Raw genomic sequence first — 22,610 nt, 5'->3', positions numbered from 1 at the left:
CGACTTACTATTTCAGTAATGCGATAAAAATACAGCAAATTCCAAGCGCTAGAAAAAAGAGCTTCAAGAAAGAAATTTCACTTGCTACACTCGCTATCCCAATTGTCATTGTTAAAATTAATACGGTAGGTCCAACAAACGCCAACATACCATTTATAAACAACGCTTTCTTCGCATCATTCACATAAAGCATAAGCAAAGCAGCAAATATCTCCGCACTACCTGAAAATAATCGAAGTGCCCCCATAACAAGCACGGATGTTTCCATTGCCGCTAGCCACTGTTTCATTCTTCCACCTTCTCCCGTAACAGTTACTAACTTCGTATTCTAAAAAAGAATATATTTGTACAACCATATGCAGAGGTTGTCTATTTCAGAAGTAAAAACATAATTTTTCTCTAAATTCCGAATTACAATCTGAATATTCATATTATTTCATGGTATATTATGGTATATTTAGTTTAAAAGAGGTTTAAACCATGCAACACGTCACTTTATTACCACTAGATTTATGCCATACAAATGTGATTTTCGAGCTATCAAGTGATCCACATATAAAAAATGCATTGGGAATAACGGTAGAAAACATCGAAGACACGAAAACATTTCTTCTTTTCGCAATAGAAGAAGAGCGTCAAAAGAAATCCTTATCGAGAATGATTGTGAATGAAGAAAATGAAATAATTGGCCTCACCACACTTAAACATATTAATAATGAAAAAAAGCAATCTCACATTGGTAGTTGGCTCGGCTATCCGTACTGGGGAAAAGGCTATAACGAGGCTGCTAAAAAAGAAATCTTTAAAATCGCCTTTTTAGACTTACAACTTTCCTACGTATTTGCTGGTGCTAAAACGAATAATATCCGCTCACTAAAAGCACAAGAAAAACTACCTTATATTTCATTGCATGTGGAAAACAAGTTTCCAGACGAACACGCTGCACTAGAGAAAGAAGTAAAGTCACCTTGCTCTCTGCATGTCGTGTCACGTAAAAATTTTTTAAACTGGTTGAAATTACAAAATGAGGAGGAAAAATATGAAGGCATTGAAAATTAGTTTAACCGTTGTAGTAGAATTAGCTCTTATTTATCTTTTTTCATTATTAGTCGGTTGGTCATTTATAGAGACCTTTTTCCTTGGTAGTTTAGCAATATTTGCAATTATGTGGTTAATTATTATGAGTAACCATAGAAATAACATTACAGATCACGCAATAAGTAAAACATTAACTGGCGTTGAGACTGGCGAAATAAAACCATTTCAAATTGTTTTGACTCCATCTATTATGGGTACTCTTTCACTTGTTTTAGTCAGTTTTATAATAACAGCTATTTACTATCTACCCTATTTCCTATAAAAAAAGCACTCGTGAATTATCACGAGTGCTTTTTTACTATGCACGAGAAACGTATTTACCTTCACCAGTGTTGATGATAAGCATTTCGCCTTCGTTAATGAAGATTGGTACTTGTACAACAAGACCAGTTTCTAATGTAGCTGGTTTTGTTACGTTAGAAGCAGTATCACCTTTAATACCAGGCTCTGTTTCTGTAACTTGTAATTCAACTGTGTTTGGAAGTTCAACACCAAGTACTTCGCCTTGGTAAGTCATAATTGCTACTTCCATGTTTTCTTTTAGGAATTTAAGCTCGCGCTCGATTTGTTTTTCACCAAGTTCGATTTGCTCATAAGTTCCGTTATCCATAAATACATGAGCCTCACCGCTTGCGTATAAGTATTGCATACGACGGTTTTCGATGTGTGCTTTTTCTACTTTCTCACCTGCACGGAATGTTTTCTCTTGAACAGAACCTGTGCGAAGATTACGTAGTTTAGAACGAACGAATGCAGCACCTTTACCTGGCTTTACGTGTTGGAAATCAAGTACTTGCCAAAGGGCATTGTCCACTGAAATTGTTAAACCTGTACGAAAATCGTTTACTGAAATCATGTAAAAAAATCCTCCTGTGTATTACAAAATAATAAGTTCTTTTGGTGATTTCGTAATTACTTCATTACCTTCACTTGTCACAATGATATCATCTTCAATACGTACGCCGCCAATACCTGGAATATAAATACCTGGCTCTACTGTTACAGCCATACCTGGTTCAAGTACTGTATCAGAACGGAACGCTAAACCTGGTGCTTCATGGATTTCAAGACCTATTCCATGACCAGTAGAGTGTCCAAAGTATTCACCATATCCTTTTTCCGTTATGTAGTCACGCGTTAGCGCATCAGCCTCGCGACCTGTTAAACCAGCTTTAATACCGTTCACACCACGTAATTGTGCTTCTAAAACGATATTATAAATTTCTTTTAATTTATCAGATGGTTCACCGACTGCAATCGTACGAGTAATATCAGAACAATATCCTTTGTAATAAGCGCCGAAGTCTAATGTAACGAAATCTCCTGTTTCTATCACTTTTTCAGATGCCACGCCGTGCGGTAATGCCGAACGAAGACCTGAAGCAACGATAATATCAAACGAAGAAGATGTTGCTCCTTGTTTTCTCATGAAAAATTCAAGTTCATTTGACACTTCAATTTCAGATACTCCCGGGCGAATGAATGATAGAATATGCTCAAAGGCAGCATCTGCAATCTGTGCAGCTTCCTTTAATATCTTAATCTCTGAATCAGTCTTTATCAAGCGTAACTTTTCTACAAGTCCAGAAGTCGGGATAAATTCAGCATCAATCGCTTCCTTATGCACTGAATAAGAACTATATGTAAGAGTATCTTGCTCAAAACCAAGTTTTTGAATTCCAAGCTCTTTCACTTGCTTTGCCACTTCATCAATGATCAATCCTGCGTGCTGTACAACCTCATATCCAACCGCTTGTTTACTTGCCTGCTCGACGTAACGGAAATCTGTAATAAATTGAGCACGATCTTTTGAAATAAGAACAACGCCTGCTGTTCCTGTGAAGTTAGCCATATATCTACGACTATGTTCATTTGTTAACAAAATACCGTCAATGCCAGCCTCATCAAATGCACTTCGTAATCTTTCAATTTTCTCCATTACTTTATGCCTCCCTCAATTTCTCCATTAATGCAAATAACGCTAACTTATAGCCATAAAAACCAAATCCTACAATTTGACCTGCACAAACAGCTGCCGTCACAGATTCATGACGGAACGATTCACGCTGATGAATGTTAGAAATATGTACTTCAATAACAGGAATCGAAATGCTCGCAATGGCATCACGAATCGCATAGCTATAATGCGTAAATGCTCCCGGATTTAAAATGATCCCTTCATATATATCTTCCGCTTCATGAATAATGTCGATAATGGCACCTTCATGATTCGATTGGAAACATTCTAACTCCACTCCCATTGTTTCTGCTTCTTGCTTCATATCTGCTTCAAGTGTCGCTAGCGTGCCCTTTCCATATACATTTACCTCACGAACACCGAGGCGATTTAGGTTAGGACCGTTTACGAGGAGTAACTTTTTCATATTCTTAAAACTCCTTAATATTAAATATCTATACAATATTTTAACATAGGAGTTACTTATTTGAATAGTTCGTCTTCTCTTGCCCTTCTTGTTCTGCTTTATTGCTATTTACTGCGTAAGAAACAGAATATGCTATAAACACACCATACAATATAAAAATACATATTGTCGTCACAATTGTCTCTTTTGGTAAATGGAGCGCACTTTTAATAACAGGAGCCATTAAACCCATCCCCAAAAACAGTAGTGCCCACCAAAATAGCCCATAAATAATTCCCGCTATAATCCCTTCAAACTTCGCAAAAAATGCTTTATACAAAAAGGCGATCAAAATTGAAAGAAGTCCCATACACACTATTCCGAACACATTGCCCCATACACCCTCTTTCCAACTTCCAAACGCAAATGGTAAAAGGAAATAATTCGGTCCCGCCTCCGTGAATGAAAATATATGAAGGAAATACCAGATCCCGCCCCAAAAGATTCCACCAAACAAACCAATCTGCACAAAATTCCTTGTTCCTAATTGTTCTTGACTCACATCGACACCTCCGCTCAATAGTATGCCCGAAACTATTTTGAAGCATGTTTAAATCCTGCGAAATTTGTCTATAAAAAGAATAAGAAATGTCCGACTCTCATAACATTTTCCCTTGTCATCTACTTGTATTTGCCGATAAAATAAAGGAAACTCGGTGATTGTCTTATTTCAAAACGACAGAACCCAGTATGACAATTGCCTCTTTTTCTACATAAGAGAGAAACAAATACAGGTTGGTGTTAACATGGCAGAAGAGTCAAAACAAATATATGGCGGGCAAGCGGTCATAGAAGGAGTTATGTTTGGCGGTAGAGAATATACTGTTACAGCGGTTCGTCGTAAAGATAAATCGATTGAATTTTATCGATTACCACGCGTTCGTAATAAAGTACTATCTACCCTAAAAAAAATTCCATTTTTACGAGGGATTGCCGCTATTGTGGATGCAAGTGCGAATGGAGCAAAGCATTTAAACTTCGCTTCAGAACGATTTGACGTCCACCCAGAAGATGATGAACAAATTGCAAATAAAAAAGAAGAACAATCAAAATTAACGATGGTATTAGGAGTTGCAGCTGTTGGCGTTTTATCTTTTATATTCGGTAAAGTCATTTTCACAGCAGTTCCTGCACTATTAGCTGAATTAACGAGACCGATTTTCCCATCTCATACTGGGCAAATCATTGTCGAAAGTGTCATTAAGCTCATGCTATTATTGAGCTATATATACTTTATTTCTTTAACCCCACTTATTAAGCGGGTATTTCAGTATCACGGTGCAGAGCATAAGGTAATCAATGCTTACGAGAATAACCTTCCTCTGACTGTAGAAAACGTTCAAAAGCAAACTCGTCTCCATTATAGATGCGGCAGTAGCTTTATTATATTTACAGTCATTATTGGAATGTTCGTTTATTTCCTAGTCCCTACAGATCCTCTTTGGGCACGAGTTATAAACAGGATTTTATTAATTCCAGTTGTACTTGGTATTTCTTTTGAAGTATTGCAATTTACAAATCGATTACGAGATATTCCCGTATTACGCGTACTTGGATATCCTGGATTATGGCTACAACTATTAACAACGAAAGAACCAACAGATGATCAAGTGGAAGTAGCAATTGCATCGTTTGAAGAATTATTACGTTTAGAGAACAAACAATAATTATTTAAAAATGGTGTTCAACTCCTTTCCTCATCGTTAATATACTAATTTCAATATATGTTTTTAGGAGGTGTCCCTTATGAACGGTCGTTCGTTTACTTTCGCTATATTTGTGCTTATTATCGGATTGGCAATATTCGGCCTTGTTTCATCTGTTATTACAAATCCCATGGGTGTATTAAGAAATATCGGGTACATGTTACTTGTTGTCGGTATCTTTTACTTGCTATACAAGATGTTTACAAATTCCAGTGGTTCCGCAAATTCGCAAAGCTCATATAAGCGTGCGGCAAAACAATCGAACCGCAAACATGGGAAACAAAATGTAGCACCCCTAGGCAATTCTTTCTTTAAGTCAAATACTTCTAATGACAAAAGTAAAAAAGGGAATTCTTCCACTTTGAAACGAAAAAGAAAACAGTCTCATTTAACTGTCATTGAAGGCAAAAAAAGCAAAAAGAAAGACCGTGCTTCCTTTTAGGAAATACGGTCTTTTTTTATACTTTGAAGCACTTCTTTTAAACTTTTCTCTCTCATACTTTCAATTCGAAGATGATGATTTTCAAACGGTAAATTCCGTGTCACATCATTAGGTACCACAACGCACGTTAATCCCGCTGCAACTGCTGCTCTCAATCCATTTAATGAGTCTTCAAATACAACAGCTTCAGATGGCTTAATTCCTAATTCTTCTATTGCAACTCGATAAAGAGCTGGATCTGGTTTTACCTTCTCAACATCTTCTCTCGTTTTAATTACTTCAAAATATTCTCGAATTTGTAGCTCTTCTAAAAAATGAATAACCCATTCTCTAGAAGAACTAGAAGCTAGTGCGATTTTTAATCCCATTTCTTTCGCTTCTTCTAAATATTCTTTTACCCCGTCACGAGCTTCTGGTATTCTCATTTTCTCTTTATGTAAAGTTGCCACTTTTTCTTTTAATACACTTTTGTTAAACTTCTCTTTTAATTGATCATTTAAATATGTATAAAGTACCTCATCTGTTGTTCCAATGCATTTCGCAAATTCCTCTAAAGGTAGTTCCCCGCCGTATTCACGAACAGCATCTCTGAAAGAGTGAAACCATATCGTTTCTGTGTCCACAATTAATCCATCAAAATCAAAAATAATTGCTTTCATAATTCTCCCATCCTTTTCGAATTGAAATAAAAAAGGAAACGCCATACGTTCCCCTTAATTACTTTTCTCTTCATTTGCTCTTTGAACACCGCGAAGCGTTTCCACTCGGACTGCATCTTGTTCAAAGTATTGCACTAAATCACCAATGCGATCAATCGCTTCCCAACTTAAATGATGTTCAATTCCTTCTACATCATTGTAAATTTTACTTTCATCCACACCGATAATACGCATAAATTGCTCTAGCAAGTCATGACGATATACGAGACGTTCTCCGATTTTTTTACCTTTTGTTGTTAATACAAGCCCTCTATATTTTTCATAAATTAGATATTCATCTTTGTCTAATTTTTGCACCATTTTTGTTACAGAGGATGGATGTACACTAAGCGCTTCAGCAATATCAGATACGCGGGCGTAACCCTTTTCATCAATCAACAAATAAATTTGTTCAATATAATCTTCCATACTAGGGGTAGGCATCGGTTTCCTCCATCCAAGTTCATTTTGCTTATTCCGTACGAAGCAATCAATAAAATGATACACCAGAAAGAATAACGTGACAAGTTGAAAACGAGCCTAAATATATAAAACAAAAAAGAATCTGTATTTGCATACAGACCCCCCTTAAGTAAAATATTGTATTTCTGCATTAGGAAAAAACTCATTTATATAACCTCTTATCGTTTCTTCCAATACTGCTGCATCATCCTTTTTATATACATATTTTCCGATGCCATATCGTCCCCATTTATACTTCCGCTTCTCTTCATCCATTTCAAGCTTCGTATTTGGATAACGCTCTTGAATAACCTTTTTCGCTGGTTTTGTAAAACGATGCTGAATTAATTCAAACGTTAAATTTGGTATCGTCATATCCTTCAGCGCATTGTACAGTCGCTCAAATAGTTCACGGTATCCTTCTTCCCATCCTTCATGCATATAAAGTGGCGCAACTATAAAACCAAGTGGATAACCCGCGCCTGCTACTTTACGAGCAGCTTCAATTCTTTCTTCAAACGGTGATGTCCCTGGTTCAAAATTTTTAATTACATACCGTGAATTAATACTAAACCTGAAACGCGTTTTCCCATTATGTTTTGCATCTAACAAATGATCAACGTGCGAATATTTCGTAACGAAACGCAAACGCCCATGCTCACTTTCTCCAATAAATTCAATCGCCCTCTTTAATGCATGTGTTAAATGATCAATCCCAACGATATCTGATGTACAAGCAGCTTCAAACCTTGTGATTTCAGGTGCTCTTTCATCCATATATTGCTGTGCCTTCTCAAATATTTCATCAAGATTCACATACACGCGAACGTAAGGCTTACTCCCAAGTGTCGTTTGCAAATAACAATAATGACAATGTCCCATACATCCTGTTGCAAGCGGAATTGCATATTCAGCTGACGGTTTTGAAGTATCAAACTTTAATGTCTTCCTCACCCCAACGACAAGCGTTGCTTTTGCATTACGATACTTTTGTAAATCATTTTCACCCGGCAAATTCCGAATTTGATTATGGGATGTCGTTTCACGAATTTCTAATCCCATCTTCGTAAACTTCTCATAAAGCTCTTTTCCAAGTGGATATTCAAGTGCCTTCGGTTCAAAGTACACGAGTTTTGGCATAAATGGTTTCATACGCTTCCCTCCTCTCGTTAGTATGGGAAACATTGAAAAATTAACACTCATTAAAGTTTTCCACTTCAGTAACTTGCGTTGCAAGTTACTGAATGTTATAATCCGGATAACAGCTACCTTGCAACGCAAGTTACCTGAGTAAAAGGTGGTGAAATCATGCACAGCCAAATGTTAAAAGGTGTACTAGAAGGTTGTATCCTATACATCATTTCACAAGAAGAAGTGTACGGATATGAACTGAGCACAAAATTAAATAAACATGGCTTTACATTCGTAAGCGAAGGAAGCATCTATCCGTTATTATTACGTATGCAAAAAGAAAAATTGATCGAAGGCACATTAAAAGCTTCCTCACTCGGTCCAAAGCGAAAATATTATCACATAACCGATAAAGGATTAGAACAACTTAAAGAATTTAAACAAAGCTGGGGAATGGTTTCTACTACGGTAAATAACTTATTACAGAGGGAGTGATAGGGATGAATGCACAAGACATGATTGAATTGAATAATAAAAAACGTGAGCTTCTAACTTCCGAAAACGAGGCTGCTTATGGTGATATGTTAGTATATCTTCGAATATCAAACGTACCCGAGCAACAAATAGAAGAACTGTTACTAGAAATATTAGATCACCTCATCGAAGCACAAGCAGAAAATAAAAACGCTTATGACATCTTCGGAGATAATTTACAATCTTATTGCGATGAACTTATATCAGCTTTACCAACTCAAACAAAGTTAGAAAAAGCCTCTTTAATTGGATTTTCTATTAGCTTACTTCTTGCTATACAGTTTGGCATAAATGCAATTATTTCATTTTTTATGTTTTTCTTTGAAAAAAACAATACATTATCAAGTCCGCCTTTTAGCATCCTTGGAACTACTTTGTCCGTTTCAATAATTATACTAGGTATACTATTTATTTTATATTTATTAAAGCGTTACTCCTTTAATCAGAAAATGAATTGGAAAAGAAGAATTCTATTTGGATTCGCATTTGCTACTCCATTTTGTTCCGCTGTATTCTTAAATATTTATTTCCAAAAGCAACCTTACCTCATTTATCATCTAAACTTTTGGCAAAATGCTTTAATTGCTATCTTATTTTTTATTTTATATAAATTACTATATAAAAAATCAAATTTTTAACAGCCCTTCAAAAGGCTGTTTTTTCTTCTGTCTAATTTTACAAATTGAAAAATTTCATAAAGAAAATAAGAAAAATGCAAAATAATTAAAGTTAATTGTTGACGTGATGCTTTTATTATCGGTATCATAAATCTTCGTGAGCAATTATTTTTCGTTATACGATTTTTTTATTATTACTGAATTTTTGAGAGGAGAAATTAGATGTCAGTTAAGAAGAAAACGCAAGTACGCACCGGCAAAATGGTACGTGAACTAATGTTAGCAGACGAAGATGTAAATGCTTCGCTAATTATGGTATATAGTGAAAACGGTGTAAACGCAGAAATTAAAATCGAGGGCTTAACGCCGAAATGTAACGAAGAATTATTTTTGAGCGGAAACGTGGATTGGAACAAGAGTGTTATTTATAAAATTGTTGATTTCACTGGAAACGCTGAAGTTGGTAAAGTTACATTAACAGCGATGAACAAAAACAATGTGTCTCTAGAAATTGAACGCGTTATGTGGAGTAAAGAAAATAAAGAAGCTGCCGAGCAAGAAGAAACACAGGTAGAAGCAGCACCGAAAAAAGAAGTAGTTGTAGAAGCTCCAAAAGCAATTACACCTGCTCCTAAGCCTGTTACGCGTGTGGAAACACCTGCTATGGCACCTAAGCCTACTCCGGTACCGACACCGAAGCCAGTAAGCGTAGAAGCAGCTGTAGAACTAGTTACTCCAGCGCCTGTGAAAAAAGCAGTCCCTACTCCAGTTACAAAGCAAGAGACAGCACCGGTTGCTCCTGCAAAACCGAAGCAGCCTGCTTTGACTGAAACAAATTCAAAACTACAAGAAAATTATGTTAAACTCGTGAAAAAGACAATTGAAGTTTGTCAAGATTACGAGCTTGGCATCGACATAGATGATTCTATTGAAAGCTTAAAAGAAGAACTACAAAGCCAAGGTATTAGCGTTACATTTGACAAAGAAATTATGGACGTTGTAAGTCGCCTTCGTTCTTTACAAGATAAAGGAATCAAAGTAGAAAAAGTACTTAATTTACTATAAAAAAATAAGAGGTGGCAATTGCCATCTCTTATTTTTTATAATTCCACTCATTACTTTCATACTTTTCTTTCGCTAACGTTTGAACTTCATGTAACTGTTCTTCTGTTAATTCATATGGAACAAGTTCTACATCCAATCCTTTTTCAAAGCCAACTTCAAACGCTTTAATTAACTGTTCTATCGTAAATGTACGGTCTGTTAATTCATTAATTGCTACTGCTTTAGAAGAGAACATACTCTTCATACGTTCCTTCACACGTTCATTTGGGAATAAAAATAGATCATATAGTTCATCTAAATCAATTTCTAATGGAATCGATCCATGCTGTAAAATAACACCTTTTTGACGTGTTTGAGCACTACCAGCAATTTTTCGTCCTTCCACTACAATTTCATACCAAGATGGTGCATCAAAACATACGCCTGAACGTGGATTTTTTAAATTTTCACGATCTGCTTCTGTTTTTGGAACTGCATAATAGGCTTCTAACCCTAATGCCTTAAAACCATCTAATAAACCTTGCGAGATAACACGATACGCTTCTGTAACTGTTTTCGGCATATTCGGATGATCTTCAGACACAATAACACTATACGTTAACTCTTTGTCATGTAGTACACCCCTGCCGCCTGTTTGACGACGAACGAATCCATATTTCTTTTCGTTAACTACATCCATATTAATATCTTTTTCAACACGTTGAAAATACCCAACTGTTAATGTTGGTACTTCCCATTCATAAAAACGAATTGTTGGTGGCATTTTCTTTTCACTTTGCCAATTTAATAAACATTCATCTAACGCCATATTAAATGCCGGTGAACATTGACCAGAGTTAATATAACACCATTTTTCTTTTCCCATCCTGCACCTCATATAACCAATTATTTTTCACATTCTCTAGTCTACCAAATTCGACAAAATTTGTGAAAGAATACGAAATTTCTTCTTATATGCAAATGAATCTGTTGCATAAATACATAAGGGCATTATAATATTGAAAGTAGGATAAGAAAAAAGGGAGCGATAGAATCGTGTCAACAACTTGGATTATTTTATTAGCCGTAATCGTAGCATTTATCGGCTACACTGTATGGATGTACTTCTATCAGAAAAAATTAATTAAAACTCTTACAGAAGAAGAATTTCGCGCTGGCTACCGTAAAGCACAGCTTATCGATATTCGTGAAGCAGACGAATATAACGCAGGGCATATTTTAGGTGCACGTAACATTCCGTTATCACAAATTCGCCTTCGCCATAAAGAACTTCGTCAAGATCAACCTGTTTACTTATATTGCCAAAGCGGATTCCGTACAGGTCGTGCAGCGCAATACTTAAAAAAACAAGGCTACAAAGATTTCTACCAATTACAAGGTGGATTTAAATCTTGGACAGGCAAAATTAAAAAGAAATAATAACATACAAAAAACTAGCTGAATAAATCAGCTAGTTTTTTCATTTCATCTTATTCGCAATGTATAATAAATTCTGCTTGATTACCTTTTCATCGTTCTCTTCTACATTCCGATACAGCAGCTGATATTCAATTCCTTTCTCTTTCCATATAAGCGTAGCAAATTCGTCACCACGTTCATAATCATCTTTATTTTTAAAATAAGCAGACGTTCCATTATTCAGTTTCATTTGTTCTTGAAATCGCTTCTCTTCCATAAGATCCGGAAAACTATAAGGAAAGTTCGCGACATTTAACTCAATATACTCATTTCTACCTGGCTCCTTCTGTTTATATTTAATCGTTAAGACAGCGTTCTTTTTCCCAAGCGTTCTTACTTCACCCTTCACATCACTTGTAATGTCGTACGGTAAAAACGTTGGAACTTTAAACTTCACCGGAAAATATTTTGGAAGTTCCTTTAGCGGAATAGGATCCGTAACACGATCCATAGCTCCTCCCGTTGTTCCCACAAAGTGTTTTTCTTCTTGCATCGTTTGCTGAAACGAACACGAACTAAGTACGAAACTAGAAAACACGAAACAAATGATTCTTTTTTTCAATTTGTTTCCGCCCTTTCATACCGCTCTCTTAACGAACGAAGCGTTGATATTCTCTTCATATTCGCTTTGTCACCAAACTCCACCTTTGAAAACTTTCCACGTTATTCTCACACATTTTGACAACACTTTTTGCAAACAAAAAAGACCCCTATCATTCTTACGCCCAAATGAAAAGGTTACGCGAATAAAAAGAAGTCTTATTAATACCATAGTTTGTGAAAAGCTTTTCAGGTCAAGATTTTTTCTTTCTTATTATTTTCCCTTTATAATAAGGGAAAGAGGTGATACATATGGCCAATATAAAACAAATTGCTAAAACTGCTGGTGTATCGATATCAACTGTTTCTCGTGTCCTGAATAATCACCCTTACGTAAAAGAAGAAAAGCGTAAGCGTGTTCTAGATGCTGTTGAAGAATTAAACTACGCAAAAAATATAAATGCTGTCCATTTAATAAGAGGGAAAACATATACAATTGGCGTTATGCTTCCTTTCATTAACCTCCCCTACTTCAGTACGATTATTGAAGGAATCGGAAACGAAGCGTTATTAGCTGGGTATCATATTAATTTATGTCAAACGAATTACGATAGCATTGAAGAAATTCGTGTTCTTGAAATGATGAAAATGAAACAATTTGATGGGATGATTATTTGCTCCCGAACGAGCTCTTGGGAACAAATCGAACCTTTTGCAAAATTTGCCCCTATTATTTCATGTGAAAAAATGAAGCATCCCCTCATTTCATCCATCTACGTAGATCATTATGAAGGTTTCCGTCTTGGTACTGCCTATTTACTAAGTAGAGGCCATGAAAAAATCGGAATTTGTTTAGCAAGAAAAACAAGTGTAAATTCCATGGAGCGCGAAAAAGCGTTCGCCGATACACTTCGTAACGAAGGCAAAACGTTGCATCCTGAATGGATTTTCCACCAATGCTATACAATGCAGGACGGAGCACAAATACTCCATCGTATTTTAAATATGAAAGATCGTCCAACGGCTATTTTCACAGCGAACGATCAAGTTGCAGCTGGTTTATTAACAGAGGCTCGAAAACATGGTATTCGAGTACCTGAAGACCTTGCTATCCTTGGATTTGATAATCATGAAATTTCAAAGGCATTAGAAATTTCCACAATTGAACATCCCGGTCTCGCAATGGGCTCACATGCTTTTTCTTTATTCCATAAGCAGATCCAAAGCGAGCAAATTGTCGGCAGTGCAAAAGAACTTTCATTCCATTTAATTGAGCGAGAGACTGTCTAAAAAGAGCGTTACTTATAACGCTCTTTCTCAGCTCTTCACCTATTGACTTTATATTTCCCATCTCATATAATGAACCTAACGAACGGTAGGTAGGGGATGAAAATGACAGCAAACCGCATTAAAGCTGTAGCACTTTCTCATTTCGCACGCTACGGCTATGAAGGAACTTCATTGGCAAATATTGCTCAAGAAGTTGGGATTAAAAAACCATCGATTTACGCACACTTTAAAGGAAAAGAAGAGCTATATTTCATATGCTTAGAATCTGCTCTTCAAAAAGATTTGCAGAGCTTCACAGGCGATATCGAAAGCTTTTCCAATTCGTCCACTGAAGAATTGCTTTTAAAATTATTAAAAGGGTATGCAAAACGATTTGGTGAAAGTGAAGAATCAATGTTTTGGTTACGAACTTCTTATTTTCCGCCTGATGCATTTCGCGAACAAATTATTAATAAAGCAAATGTACACATTGAAAACGTCGGAAAACTTTTATTCCCTGTATTTAAAAGAGCAAGCGAACAAGATGAGCTGCATAACATTGAAGTAAAAGACGCCTTAGAGGCTTTTCTATGCTTACTCGACGGTCTTATGGTTGAACTACTATACGCAGGTTTAAATCGTTTTGAGACACGTTTAGACGCTTCTTGGAAAGTATTTTGGCGCGGACTTTCAAACTGACGGATTGCTCCTTTGCAATGCGTCGTTTTTAAGCCCTTTACCTAACGACTGGTAGGAAGGAGAAATGACATATGGCATGGATTTATGTAATCATCGCTGGTATTATTGAAATATTTTGGGTGATTGGACTAAAAAAAGCAGAGGCACCACTTGAATGGGCTGGTGTTGCTCTATTAATTACAATTAGTTTCGTCTTATTATTTAGAGCTTATAAAGATTTACCTGTCGGCACTGTATACGCAGTCTTTACAGGAATCGGAGCTGGCGGAATCGTTCTTACAGAGATTTTCATCTTCGGAGAACCTTTCTCTATCGTAAAAGTTTTATTAATCGGTTTAATCTTCTTCGGAGTAATTGGTTTAAAACGAGTAACAGAAGAAAAAGAAGCGAAGGAGGCCGCATAAAATGGCTTGGGTATTTTTAATTCTAGCTGGTATTTGTGAAATTATTGGTGTACTCTTTATGAAAGTAGCCACTGAAAAGAAAGGCTGGGCACCAAAAGTTATTTTAATCGCTAACTTCGGCGTAAGCTTCTTCTTCTTATCTCTTGCGATGAACACATTACCGATGGGAACTGCTTACGCAATTTGGACTGGAATCGGAACTGCTGGAAGTGCACTTCTAGGCATTCTCATTTTCCGAGAATCAGCGGATTGGCGTCGTCTTGCTTTCTTAAGCTGTATTCTATGCGGCGCTGTTGGCTTAAAACTATTAAGCTAACGTGAGGTGAATGTCATGTGGAAAGAACAAGGAAAGAAAATATTAGCATGGATCACACTTGGTATCGTCATTCTATTACAAATAAGTTTTCATATAATAGAATCATTGTTTCATAAAGTATTATCCATTCTCACATTCCTTCCTAACATGACACTTGAAATTATATCGATTGTTTGGTCCATTATCGCCTCCATTGCAATCGTCATTATATGGAGTATCGCCAAACTATGGAATAAGTTATTTAAAAAGGACAGTATTTCTGAAAAAGAATAACTGTCCTTTTTTATATTCATTCAGACTTTCTGTAGAAGTTACATGTGATAAGACAAAACAGACCAATTATGGCAATACTTATACCACCCCCTTTATGTAAACTTGGAAATAACAGTGGTATATCCGAGTAAACATTTGCTAATATGAGGCCGATTGAAAATAAAAATATTCCTATTCTATATAACCATTTTCTTTTGTTCATCATTCTCCCCTCCTAACATTTTTCATATACTCCTTTCTTTTGGACATACTACCTAAAAAAGGAGTGGATAATATGCAAAATTCTATACATAAGCAAATTCTATTTTTATTTTTCCTATTTCTTATTCTCGTTATCGTTTTCAGCTTTATATTACATACTCCAAAAGATGTTGTACCGAGTAACCTCTCTGTTTATAAACTTTTACTTTCCTATTGTCGTTATTGAAGAAGGTGCCTTTTATAGGGCACCTTTTAAAATTCTCTCTTCTCATACAATTTCACTGAAACGAAGATAGATATTATAAACATGCATATTGAACTAATGAATAACACGCTGTTATATAGTTGAATTTGTTCTAGGTTGATTCCAAAGAAAATAGAAGAAACGGCCATAGGTGCTATTAATATAAAAATCGCAATAAAAATAGTTTTTTTATAGGCCAACCAAAACGATATCGGTAAAACAAAGCTTAAATACACTAAAATAAAGCTAATACTAGCAACCATTGTCGTTTCAATAAATTCAAATAGGTTAACCCCATTCTTCATTCCCATCGTAAAACAACCGACCATTACACTTATAAAAAGAATAATAATTGCTACTATATATTTTGCAAATACAATATGTTTTTTCAATATTGGTAAACTATTTACTATAACTTCACTCTCATTTTTACTATCTGCTTCAAATGTTTTTACTGTTGCCCCAACTGTAATAATTACTGACATAATTATGAACAGATTTTCCGTATCTGTTAAGGCCATATAAAAGAAAACAGGATACAGTATGTACCAAATTAAAAATTTCCATTGAATGATGAAATCTTTTAAAATTAGTTGCTTGATCATGTATTGCACCTCCTAATATGAAAATGTCCCTTCTATAACTCTGCCTGCTGAAACATTTTCATTGAGAGGAACATTGATATGAATATACTCACTAATACTCCAATACTAAGAACACCCATTGCTGGTGTAGCCTCTTGAGAGTGAAGTACTTTTAACATAATTGTTTTATCACCAAAAATATTGCACATAAGACCAATCATACCCATTAAAGGAAAAAGCATAATCAAATTCAAGACAGTAATAACTTTATATCCCCCAATGTAATTAGTCGGTATCGTTACTGCACAATAAATCAAAGTTGCTACTATCGCTGAAAACACTGCATATCCAGGCATGACTATATCCCTGTCCAATAAAATATTTCCTAATATTACGACTATAAAAGTTACACTTAAACCAGCCATAATAAATAATGTGCTTGAAATATATTTAGCTATAATTATCTCTTTTCTCGTTATAGGTAAACTCACTAATACTTTTTCCGCTTTACTTTTCTCGTCATAATAAAAAGAAATATATATAATCGTACTACATGTTATAAATATTCCTATTGCAATCCCCATTGGTTCGACGGAATTCTTAAAAATAGATAAAATAGGGATTAAAAAATAGAAAGGAAACATCTTCTTCTGTAAAAAAAACTCCTTCAAAATCAACTGTTGCATATGAATTCTCCTCTCTATAAATCACGCGTTTCATAAATTTTAATTGTAAGAAACATAGAAGCGATATAGGCACTAGCTAATATCATTCCTCCAACCGTAAATACACCAATATGTACTGGATTCATAATCCACTCACTGAATGAAGATGTTGTTTCATTCAGCCCATCACTAATAAATATCCAAAGAAGTACACCAATCCCCATTGCTGCCGCTGATACTATACTTCTCATGCCCTTTGATTTTGTACCATAATAACTAGGAAAAAATGTCGCCACAAATACTACAGAATAAATCACTCCACTTACCACTACATACCATGGAATTTCAATATAAAAATTAGGATGGTATACACCAATATCATCAATAACAGCAATACCTCTTAAAAGGAATACAATTATCATAGTTGAAACCATGGCACCGACAATAAATATTGCACAGGAAATATATCTAGCAATAATGATATCCTTCCGACTTACTGGTAAACTATTTATAATAATGTCACTTTTATTTCTTTCATCCATAAAGGTTAACGTCATAACGGAGGAGAGGGTTATAAATAGACAACTCATCGGAAATAAAAATTCACCACTTGGCTCTAACATAAAAAACAAAAGAGGCATAACAAAATTCACTAACCACATTACCCGAAAAAAGAACAAATCTTTATATACAAGCTGACGCATAAGCACCTCTTCCTTTCGCGGTGTAAACGATAATATCATCTAATGTAGGCTTTTCTAGTACAACCTCATTTCCAAACCAATCTATGATTGCTTGTTTATCATTCGCTAAACCTTCAAAACCAAACTTATTTTTTCGTAATCCAACAAATAGTTCTTTTCCTTCTCGGTCTAATAAATCATTACTTCCTTTTACGATTACGTAGTTCTCCATTAAGTCTTCTTTTTCACCAGTAAATATAATTTCTCCATCATTGATGAACGTAACATAATCTGCAATGCGCTCTAAATCTGTTGTAATGTGCGTTGAGAATAATACGGATACTTCATCTTCCATTACAATTTCTTGCAACATATCAAGTAATTCACTTCGAACAACTGGATCTAACCCTGCTGTCGGTTCGTCCATAATAATAAACTCTGCGTGGTGCGAAAGTGCGATGGCAATCGCAAATTTCATTTTCATTCCTTTTGATAATTCTTTAATTTTTTTATACTTCGGAACTTGCAATCTATGCATATACGATTGATACTGCTCTTCGTCCCACTTTTTATATAACGGTGCAATAATACGCTTCATTTGTTCACACGTTAAATCTTCGTAATAATGATTTTCATCATATACAAAGCCGATATTTTGTTTTATTTCCTTTTCAGCTTTCTTATTGTCCTTGCCAAAAATTTTTATATCTCCGTTATCTTTTTTAATTAAATTCATAATCATTTTGATTGTCGTACTTTTCCCGGCCCCATTCGGTCCGACAAACCCCATAATATATCCGCGTGGTAACGTAAAACTTATATTTTTCACTGCGAAACCTTCATAACTTTTACAAACATTTTTTAACTCTAACATCTCTCTCATTCCCCCTTATATAAAAACGCAATCATCTGCTGTAATTCTTCAAGTGAAAGCTGCAACGCTTTACTTTCATTCACAATCTCTTCCGCTTTACTTTCCAATAGGCGAAGCCTTTGTTCTTTTAATAGTTCATTATTTTTACGTGAAACATAAGTCCCCTTCCCAGCAACAGTTTCTATATATCCTTCTTTTTCAAGCTCCTCGTATGCACGCTTCGTTGTAATGACACTAATTTGTAATTCCTTCGCTAAGCTACGAATAGACGGTAATTGATCTCCACCCTTTAAACCGCCATTTAAAATAAGCTGGCTTAATTGTTTTCTTATTTGCACATAAATAGGGTCTTGGGAAGAATTCGAAATAATAATATTCATGTTTTCCTCCAGTGTGTGTATATACTGTATATACCTTATATATACAGTATATACACATCATCCTATTTTTGGCAAGAAAAAAAGACCAACATTTTCCTGTTGGTCTTTCGTATATGTATCACTTTTCAAAGCGATCTAACATCTCGTCTCTCATTCCGAAACTTACTACTGCAATTCCTATATACATAAACAGAAGGAATGCCGGATGAACCGTGTTGTACCAGCTGCTGTCAACGATTAAGTAAATCGTTAATGCGACAACAAGAACAAACGCTAAGATAAACATATAAAAGTGTCTTGTACTACCCATGATAAACTCCTCTCTTCTCACTTCACCATTCAACAGTTTATTTTATCGAATAATTCGATATGACTCAAGGTTAACTTTCTGTTATGTAATCAAGTTCCACCTTTACAATGTCCTCACATGCTATTGAAATGATTGTTCCTTGTTTATCAATCGCCGTCACTTCTCTATTATCCATTACACGATTTGCTACTCTTTCTAATACTTTCCCTTGGTCTCGATAGCAAAATTCTTTTACATCTTTAATTGTTTCTCCATTTTCTAAATGGTATACCATTCTATAACATCGATATCCCACACTTTCACCCCCGTCTTGTTCGTTTTTTCACATATACATAAAAATGAGTAATCTTTGCCTCATCACATCTTCTTAATTTCAATAAAATTCTAACAAAAATAAATACTTTTATCAAACCGACTTTTTCAACAAAACTACCTATAAAACTACAACTTTACACCATTAGGAAACAAAAAACATATTTTTTTAACATTTTCTTCACTATTTCTGCATAAAGTGAAACTTTAATCAGTGGGGATTTTTGTTCATCCCCACTGATTATTAGTTGAACCAATCGGGCATTAACGGACAGTTTATCTCCCACCTGGCTTCTTTGCACCAGCTAAGTTTTGAGTTGGGAGTTTACTGTCCGTTAATGCGGGACAAATTCTCCATACAAAAAAAGAACCCGCCTCAGCGAGTTCTTCCTTTGTTATTTTAATCAAACTTGTACAGGAGCTAGCTTCGCATAACGTAAAACTGGTTTACGTGCAGCCATCGTTTCGTCTAAACGTTTAATAACTGTCGTATGCGGTGCTTCTTGTACAACTTCTGGATTTTCTTCTACTTCTTTAGCGATTTGAATCATCTTATCAATGAAACCATCTAATGTTTCTTTTGATTCTGTTTCTGTCGGCTCAATCATAATACATTCTTCCACATTTAATGGGAAGTAAATTGTTGGTGGATGGTAACCGAAATCAAGCAGACGTTTTGCAATATCTAATGTACGTACACCAAGTTTCTTTTGACGACGACCTGATAATACAAATTCATGCTTACAATGTCTATCGAATGGAAGATCGTAGAATGGCGCTAATCTTCTCATCATATAGTTCGCATTTAATACAGCATACTCCGTTACTGCACGCAAGCCATCTGGACCCATAGAGCGAATATACGTGTATGCACGAACGTTAATTCCGAAGTTACCATAGAATGGTTTCACACGACCAATTGCTTCTGGACGGTCGTAGTTGAAGTGATAACCATTTTCCGTTTTCTCTAAAATCGGTTTTGGTAAGTACGGAATTAAATCAGCTTTCACACCTACTGGACCAGAACCTGGGCCACCACCGCCGTGAGGACCTGTAAATGTTTTATGAAGGTTTAAATGCACAACGTCAAATCCCATATCTCCTGGGCGTGCTTGGCTTAATACCGCATTTAAGTTTGCACCATCATAGTATAATTTACCGCCTGCATTATGGACGATTTCTGCCATTTCTAAAATATTTTCTTCGAATAGCCCTAATGTATTAGGATTTGTTAACATAAGTGCTGCTGTTTCTTCGTTTACAACACGTTTTAAGTCTTCTAAGTCAACAAGGCCATTTTCATTTGATTTTACTGTAATTGTTTCAAAACCAGCTACAGTTGCAGATGCTGGGTTCGTTCCGTGAGCAGAGTCAGGCACAATTACTTTCGTACGGTTAAAGTCACCATTCGCTTCATGGTATGCACGAATTAACATTAAACCTGTCCATTCTCCATGTGCACCAGCTGCTGGTTGTAAAGTAACAGTATCCATACCTGTAATTTCAATTAAATGCTCTTGTAAGTCGTACATTAATTCCATTGCACCTTGTACTGTCTTTTCATCTTGCAACGGATGAATATTTGCAAATCCTGCGAAACGAGCTACACTCTCATTAATTTTCGGATTATATTTCATCGTACAAGATCCAAGTGGATAGAATCCAGAATCAACACCGTGGTTACGGTTTGAAAGTGCTGTATAGTGGCGCATAATATCAAGTTCAGATACTTCTGGTAGCTCTGCATCTTCTACTCGAATATAATCGCTCTCAAACACATCTTCTAGTTTCACTTCTTCTACATCTAATTTGGGTAAGCTATATCCTATGCGTCCTTCTTTACTCACTTCAAAGATAAGTGCTTGATCTTGGTTCTTCATTGGATAGCCCCCATTTCGTTTACAAGTGTGTCAATTTCCTCTTTTGTACGAAGCTCAGTTACTGCTACAAGCATATGGTTTTCATGCTCTTTATAATCACGGCCTAGATCATAACCACCGATAATATTCTTTTGTAATAATGCATCGTTTACTTCTTTCACTGGACGTTTGCAATCTACAACAAACTCATTGAAGAATGGTCCAGCAAATGTTACTGTGAAGCCTTTCGCTTCAAATTGACGTTTTGCATATTGTGCTTTAGAAATATTTTGACGTGCCATTTCTTTCACACCTTGTTTACCAAGTGCCGTCATTGCAACAGAAGCTGCTAATGCATTTAACGCTTGGTTTGAACAAATATTAGACGTCGCTTTATCACGGCGAATATGCTGTTCACGTGCTTGTAACGTTAATACAAATCCACGTTTACCATCTGAATCTACAGTTTGTCCAACAAGACGTCCTGGAATTTTACGCATAAATGCTTTCGTTGTTGCAAAGTAACCACAGTGCGGTCCACCAAACTGCGTTGGAATACCGAATGGTTGTGCATCACCGATTACAATATCAGCACCAAATTTCCCTGGTGGTGTTAATGCGCCTAATGATAATGGATTTGAAGAAACGATAAATAATGATTTTTGTTGATGAACGATTTTTTCAATATCAGCTAATTTTTCAACTTGTCCGAAGAAGTTTGGATATTGAACGATTACACAAGCAACTGTATCATCTACTTCACTTTGTAATACGTCTAAATCTGTTACACCATCTTTATGATTAATTTCAACAACTTCAAGATTTTGACCTTTTGCATACGTTTCAAGTACTGCTCTTGATTCTGGATGAACCGCGCTAGATACAAGAATTTTCTTTTTGCGAGTATGGCCAGCTGCTAACATTGCCGCTTCAGCTAAAGCTGTACCCCCGTCATACATAGAAGAGTTTGCTACATCCATTCCTGTTAATTCACAAATCATTGTTTGGAATTCAAAGATTGCTTGTAATTCCCCTTGTGAAATTTCCGGTTGGTATGGTGTATAAGCTGTATAAAATTCTGAGCGAGAAATAACATGATCTACAATTACTGGAGCATAATGATCGTATACGCCTGCTCCTAAGAAAGAAGCGTATTCTTTTAAGTTAGCATTTTTACTAGCCATTTGAGATAGCTCTTTTAAAAGCTCTGGCTCTGATTTTGCTTCTTTAATTTTTAAATCCCCTTTAAAACGAACACTCTCTGGAATATCAGAGAATAATTCATCGATCGTTTGAACGCCGATCGTTTGTAACATTTCTTTTTTGTCTTCTTCTGTCATTGGAAGATAACGATGCAACATGA

General features: G+C 35.7%; 33 protein-coding genes. 13 read left to right on the top strand and 20 right to left on the bottom strand.

The genetic code is table 11. The annotated features are described in order from the left end of the window. Positions 1 to 7: 7 nt before the first annotated feature. Positions 8 to 289: a YqhV family protein gene (locus ACTFRU_RS15250; RefSeq protein WP_000816050.1), complete on the bottom strand. Its 282-nt coding sequence runs from the start codon at positions 287 to 289 to the stop codon at positions 8 to 10. A 191-nt stretch (positions 290 to 480) separates the two neighbouring features. Here ACTFRU_RS15250 and ACTFRU_RS15245 point away from each other — a divergent pair, with 191 nt between their 5' ends. Continuing rightward, entirely contained in the window at positions 481 to 1,059 is a 579-nt protein-coding gene (locus ACTFRU_RS15245; RefSeq protein ID WP_001164981.1) for a GNAT family N-acetyltransferase, read from the top strand. Next, on the top strand, positions 1,040 to 1,360 hold the full coding sequence (locus ACTFRU_RS15240) for a hypothetical protein (protein WP_000645571.1): 321 nt from the start codon (positions 1,040 to 1,042) through the stop codon (positions 1,358 to 1,360). Before ACTFRU_RS15245 ends, ACTFRU_RS15240 begins: the two co-directional genes overlap by 20 nt. Before the next feature lie 36 nt (positions 1,361 to 1,396). Here ACTFRU_RS15240 and efp read toward each other — a convergent pair whose 3' ends face one another. The 4 genes from efp to ACTFRU_RS15220 are packed head-to-tail and all read right to left on the bottom strand — an operon-like array spanning position 1,397 to position 4,023. Further along, positions 1,397 to 1,954 (bottom strand): elongation factor P, encoded by a 558-nt coding sequence (gene efp / locus ACTFRU_RS15235; RefSeq protein ID WP_000626516.1) that lies wholly within the window; start codon positions 1,952 to 1,954, stop codon positions 1,397 to 1,399. Positions 1,955 to 1,975: 21 nt separating this feature from the next. Next, complete coding sequence (pepQ, locus tag ACTFRU_RS15230) at positions 1,976 to 3,037, bottom strand: Xaa-Pro dipeptidase (RefSeq protein ID WP_000411040.1); 1,062 nt, start codon at positions 3,035 to 3,037, stop codon at positions 1,976 to 1,978. Positions 3,038 to 3,041: 4 nt separating this feature from the next. Beyond that, positions 3,042 to 3,482 (bottom strand): type II 3-dehydroquinate dehydratase, encoded by a 441-nt coding sequence (gene aroQ, locus ACTFRU_RS15225; RefSeq protein WP_000735140.1) that lies wholly within the window; start codon positions 3,480 to 3,482, stop codon positions 3,042 to 3,044. A gap of 52 nt (positions 3,483 to 3,534) precedes the next feature. Continuing rightward, positions 3,535 to 4,023, bottom strand: coding sequence for a YqhR family membrane protein (locus tag ACTFRU_RS15220; protein ID WP_000076881.1), 489 nt, complete (start codon positions 4,021 to 4,023; stop codon positions 3,535 to 3,537). Positions 4,024 to 4,267: 244 nt separating this feature from the next. Here ACTFRU_RS15220 and ACTFRU_RS15215 point away from each other — a divergent pair, with 244 nt between their 5' ends. Together ACTFRU_RS15215 and ACTFRU_RS15210 are read left to right on the top strand one after the other, a co-directional pair. Then, on the top strand, positions 4,268 to 5,188 hold the full coding sequence (locus ACTFRU_RS15215; protein ID WP_000807121.1) for a DUF1385 domain-containing protein: 921 nt from the start codon (positions 4,268 to 4,270) through the stop codon (positions 5,186 to 5,188). A 79-nt stretch (positions 5,189 to 5,267) separates the two neighbouring features. Next, on the top strand, positions 5,268 to 5,669 hold the full coding sequence (locus ACTFRU_RS15210; protein ID WP_001014463.1) for an SA1362 family protein: 402 nt from the start codon (positions 5,268 to 5,270) through the stop codon (positions 5,667 to 5,669). On the opposite strand, the gene ACTFRU_RS15205 is transcribed toward ACTFRU_RS15210, so the two are convergent. The 3 genes from ACTFRU_RS15205 to splB all read right to left on the bottom strand — a co-directional run bounded on the left by ACTFRU_RS15205 (position 5,666) and on the right by splB (position 7,981). Beyond that, positions 5,666 to 6,328 carry an HAD family hydrolase gene (locus tag ACTFRU_RS15205; RefSeq protein WP_025687934.1) on the bottom strand — a complete coding sequence of 221 codons (663 nt, stop codon included), beginning with the start codon at positions 6,326 to 6,328 and terminating at the stop codon, positions 5,666 to 5,668. The two genes, ACTFRU_RS15210 and ACTFRU_RS15205, sit on opposite strands and share 4 nt — an antisense overlap. A gap of 54 nt (positions 6,329 to 6,382) precedes the next feature. Next, the gene (gene mntR, locus ACTFRU_RS15200) at positions 6,383 to 6,811 is read right to left on the bottom strand and encodes a transcriptional regulator MntR (RefSeq protein WP_001143084.1); all 429 of its coding nucleotides are present in this window, start codon (positions 6,809 to 6,811) and stop codon (positions 6,383 to 6,385) included. Positions 6,812 to 6,955: 144 nt separating this feature from the next. Next, positions 6,956 to 7,981 carry a spore photoproduct lyase gene (gene splB, locus ACTFRU_RS15195; protein WP_000802121.1) on the bottom strand — a complete coding sequence of 342 codons (1,026 nt, stop codon included), beginning with the start codon at positions 7,979 to 7,981 and terminating at the stop codon, positions 6,956 to 6,958. 156 nt (positions 7,982 to 8,137) lie between these two features. Between splB and ACTFRU_RS15190 the strand changes: the two genes are divergently transcribed. The 3 genes from ACTFRU_RS15190 to ACTFRU_RS15180 all read left to right on the top strand — a co-directional run bounded on the left by ACTFRU_RS15190 (position 8,138) and on the right by ACTFRU_RS15180 (position 10,176). Continuing rightward, positions 8,138 to 8,455, top strand: coding sequence for a PadR family transcriptional regulator (locus tag ACTFRU_RS15190; RefSeq protein WP_000556079.1), 318 nt, complete (start codon positions 8,138 to 8,140; stop codon positions 8,453 to 8,455). A gap of 5 nt (positions 8,456 to 8,460) precedes the next feature. Beyond that, positions 8,461 to 9,132 (top strand): DUF1129 family protein, encoded by a 672-nt coding sequence (locus tag ACTFRU_RS15185; protein WP_440037707.1) that lies wholly within the window; start codon positions 8,461 to 8,463, stop codon positions 9,130 to 9,132. Positions 9,133 to 9,333: 201 nt separating this feature from the next. Then, complete coding sequence (locus ACTFRU_RS15180; RefSeq protein ID WP_000111900.1) at positions 9,334 to 10,176, top strand: hypothetical protein; 843 nt, start codon at positions 9,334 to 9,336, stop codon at positions 10,174 to 10,176. Positions 10,177 to 10,204: 28 nt separating this feature from the next. Here the strand turns inward: ACTFRU_RS15180 and ACTFRU_RS15175 are convergent, their stop codons facing one another. Next, positions 10,205 to 11,041, bottom strand: a complete 837-nt coding sequence (locus tag ACTFRU_RS15175) for a lipoate--protein ligase family protein (protein ID WP_000514081.1) — start codon at positions 11,039 to 11,041, stop codon at positions 10,205 to 10,207. 170 nt (positions 11,042 to 11,211) lie between these two features. On the opposite strand from ACTFRU_RS15175, the gene ACTFRU_RS15170 reads away from it, so the two are divergent. After that, complete coding sequence (locus ACTFRU_RS15170) at positions 11,212 to 11,595, top strand: rhodanese-like domain-containing protein (protein ID WP_000108653.1); 384 nt, start codon at positions 11,212 to 11,214, stop codon at positions 11,593 to 11,595. Positions 11,596 to 11,635: 40 nt separating this feature from the next. Here the strand turns inward: ACTFRU_RS15170 and ACTFRU_RS15165 are convergent, their stop codons facing one another. Next, positions 11,636 to 12,172 (bottom strand): hypothetical protein, encoded by a 537-nt coding sequence (locus ACTFRU_RS15165; RefSeq protein ID WP_033695179.1) that lies wholly within the window; start codon positions 12,170 to 12,172, stop codon positions 11,636 to 11,638. A 314-nt stretch (positions 12,173 to 12,486) separates the two neighbouring features. On the opposite strand from ACTFRU_RS15165, the gene ACTFRU_RS15160 reads away from it, so the two are divergent. From ACTFRU_RS15160 to ACTFRU_RS15140, 5 genes are all read left to right on the top strand, one after another. Further along, positions 12,487 to 13,464 carry a LacI family DNA-binding transcriptional regulator gene (locus ACTFRU_RS15160; RefSeq protein ID WP_324655957.1) on the top strand — a complete coding sequence of 326 codons (978 nt, stop codon included), beginning with the start codon at positions 12,487 to 12,489 and terminating at the stop codon, positions 13,462 to 13,464. A gap of 96 nt (positions 13,465 to 13,560) precedes the next feature. Next, complete coding sequence (locus ACTFRU_RS15155) at positions 13,561 to 14,142, top strand: TetR/AcrR family transcriptional regulator (RefSeq protein ID WP_002005730.1); 582 nt, start codon at positions 13,561 to 13,563, stop codon at positions 14,140 to 14,142. 71 nt (positions 14,143 to 14,213) lie between these two features. Continuing rightward, positions 14,214 to 14,546 carry a DMT family transporter gene (locus tag ACTFRU_RS15150; RefSeq protein ID WP_000312339.1) on the top strand — a complete coding sequence of 111 codons (333 nt, stop codon included), beginning with the start codon at positions 14,214 to 14,216 and terminating at the stop codon, positions 14,544 to 14,546. 1 nt (position 14,547) lies between these two features. Next, positions 14,548 to 14,862, top strand: a complete 315-nt coding sequence (locus tag ACTFRU_RS15145) for a DMT family transporter (RefSeq protein ID WP_000312623.1) — start codon at positions 14,548 to 14,550, stop codon at positions 14,860 to 14,862. A 15-nt stretch (positions 14,863 to 14,877) separates the two neighbouring features. Continuing rightward, positions 14,878 to 15,135, top strand: coding sequence for a DUF3975 family protein (locus tag ACTFRU_RS15140; protein WP_440037706.1), 258 nt, complete (start codon positions 14,878 to 14,880; stop codon positions 15,133 to 15,135). Positions 15,136 to 15,151: 16 nt separating this feature from the next. On the opposite strand, the gene ACTFRU_RS15135 is transcribed toward ACTFRU_RS15140, so the two are convergent. The 10 genes from ACTFRU_RS15135 to gcvPA form a co-directional block, all read right to left on the bottom strand. Continuing rightward, the gene (locus ACTFRU_RS15135) at positions 15,152 to 15,340 is read right to left on the bottom strand and encodes a hypothetical protein (RefSeq protein WP_440037705.1); all 189 of its coding nucleotides are present in this window, start codon (positions 15,338 to 15,340) and stop codon (positions 15,152 to 15,154) included. Between the two features lie 248 nt (positions 15,341 to 15,588). Next, positions 15,589 to 16,185 (bottom strand): ABC-2 transporter permease, encoded by a 597-nt coding sequence (locus ACTFRU_RS15130; protein ID WP_006921547.1) that lies wholly within the window; start codon positions 16,183 to 16,185, stop codon positions 15,589 to 15,591. Positions 16,186 to 16,217: 32 nt separating this feature from the next. Continuing rightward, a complete protein-coding gene (locus ACTFRU_RS15125; protein ID WP_001186554.1) occupies positions 16,218 to 16,850 on the bottom strand; it encodes an ABC-2 transporter permease in 633 nt (210 codons plus the stop codon). 14 nt (positions 16,851 to 16,864) lie between these two features. Continuing rightward, positions 16,865 to 17,533 carry an ABC-2 transporter permease gene (locus ACTFRU_RS15120; RefSeq protein ID WP_001249566.1) on the bottom strand — a complete coding sequence of 223 codons (669 nt, stop codon included), beginning with the start codon at positions 17,531 to 17,533 and terminating at the stop codon, positions 16,865 to 16,867. Further along, positions 17,514 to 18,386, bottom strand: coding sequence for an ABC transporter ATP-binding protein (locus ACTFRU_RS15115; RefSeq protein WP_000891306.1), 873 nt, complete (start codon positions 18,384 to 18,386; stop codon positions 17,514 to 17,516). The genes ACTFRU_RS15120 and ACTFRU_RS15115 overlap by 20 nt, the downstream gene beginning before the upstream one ends. A gap of 5 nt (positions 18,387 to 18,391) precedes the next feature. Further along, positions 18,392 to 18,766, bottom strand: a complete 375-nt coding sequence (locus ACTFRU_RS15110) for a GntR family transcriptional regulator (protein WP_001021353.1) — start codon at positions 18,764 to 18,766, stop codon at positions 18,392 to 18,394. A 118-nt stretch (positions 18,767 to 18,884) separates the two neighbouring features. Beyond that, positions 18,885 to 19,076 carry a hypothetical protein gene (locus ACTFRU_RS15105; RefSeq protein ID WP_000535933.1) on the bottom strand — a complete coding sequence of 64 codons (192 nt, stop codon included), beginning with the start codon at positions 19,074 to 19,076 and terminating at the stop codon, positions 18,885 to 18,887. A 70-nt stretch (positions 19,077 to 19,146) separates the two neighbouring features. After that, a complete protein-coding gene (locus ACTFRU_RS15100; protein ID WP_000262496.1) occupies positions 19,147 to 19,350 on the bottom strand; it encodes a DUF3929 family protein in 204 nt (67 codons plus the stop codon). A gap of 442 nt (positions 19,351 to 19,792) precedes the next feature. Continuing rightward, the gene (gene gcvPB, locus ACTFRU_RS15095; RefSeq protein WP_046392993.1) at positions 19,793 to 21,268 is read right to left on the bottom strand and encodes an aminomethyl-transferring glycine dehydrogenase subunit 2; all 1,476 of its coding nucleotides are present in this window, start codon (positions 21,266 to 21,268) and stop codon (positions 19,793 to 19,795) included. After that, a complete protein-coding gene (gcvPA, locus tag ACTFRU_RS15090; RefSeq protein ID WP_000903240.1) occupies positions 21,265 to 22,608 on the bottom strand; it encodes an aminomethyl-transferring glycine dehydrogenase subunit 1 in 1,344 nt (447 codons plus the stop codon). The genes gcvPB and gcvPA overlap by 4 nt, the downstream gene beginning before the upstream one ends. Between the last annotated feature and the right edge of the window lie 2 nt (positions 22,609 to 22,610).

The organism is Bacillus cereus group sp. MYBK220-1 (genome assembly GCF_051916445.1).
In the GTDB taxonomy this organism is placed as follows: Bacteria; Bacillota; Bacilli; order Bacillales; family Bacillaceae_G; genus Bacillus_A; species Bacillus_A cereus.
This window is presented reverse-complemented; position numbering and strand designations above follow the sequence as displayed.